We start from the raw sequence: 685 nt of genomic DNA, 5'->3' as shown, positions 1-685 counted from the left end.
TGCGCGCTTTCATCACCCGGAGCCTGGGGGAGATGGCCGCTCAGATTACCACGCTGACGGGCCGGGTGGAGGCGCTGACCCAAAAAGTGGACGAGATATCCAACAAGGTCACCCAGCTGGACAGCCGGGTGACAGCGTTAGGAGGTTGATTATGGCAGACAGCAACATTGGCGCACTGCCCCAGGCGGAGCAGCTGGAGGACGACTCCCTCCTGGTGGCGGAGCAGCAGGGCCAGGCGGTGAAGGTCACCGGGGCACAGTTTAAGGAGTTTGGCCGCCAGGCAGTGGTGGGACAGGTCCAGAGCTATGTGGACCAGGCCCGGGCGGCAGCCAACCAGGCCGTCTCCGCGGTGAGCGCCGTTACAGAGATGACGGTGGAGGCCCAGGCCAGCCAGGAGGCCAGCGTCACCAAGAGCACCAGGGCGGGCAAGGTCCACCTCACCTTCGGCCTGCCCCGGGGGGAGCAGGGTGTTCCCGGTCCTGAGGGACCTGTGGGGGCGCGGGGGCCCCGTGGCGAGACGGGGAAGGGGCTGGATATCCTGGGCTACTACGAGACCCAAGCGGCTCTGGAGGCGGCTGTGACGGCCCCTGAGCCTGGGGACGCCTACGGGGTTGGGACCGAGGCCCCCTTCGATATCTTCGTCTTTGACGGCGTGTCGGGGACCTGGAAGAACAACGGCCCCCTG

General features: G+C 67.0%; 1 pseudogene. It reads left to right on the top strand.

Annotated features, from left to right (window positions below):
- Window positions 1–151: 151 nt before the first annotated feature.
- Window positions 152–685 (top strand): annotated as a pseudogene (locus D1646_RS22095) (hypothetical protein); the annotation flags it as partial.

The organism is Pseudoflavonifractor sp. 60, from assembly GCF_009911645.1.
In the GTDB taxonomy this organism is placed as follows: domain Bacteria; phylum Bacillota; class Clostridia; order Oscillospirales; family Oscillospiraceae; genus Lawsonibacter.
The sequence above is the reverse complement of the archived record's forward strand: the minus strand, read 5'-3'. Positions and strand labels throughout refer to the sequence as shown.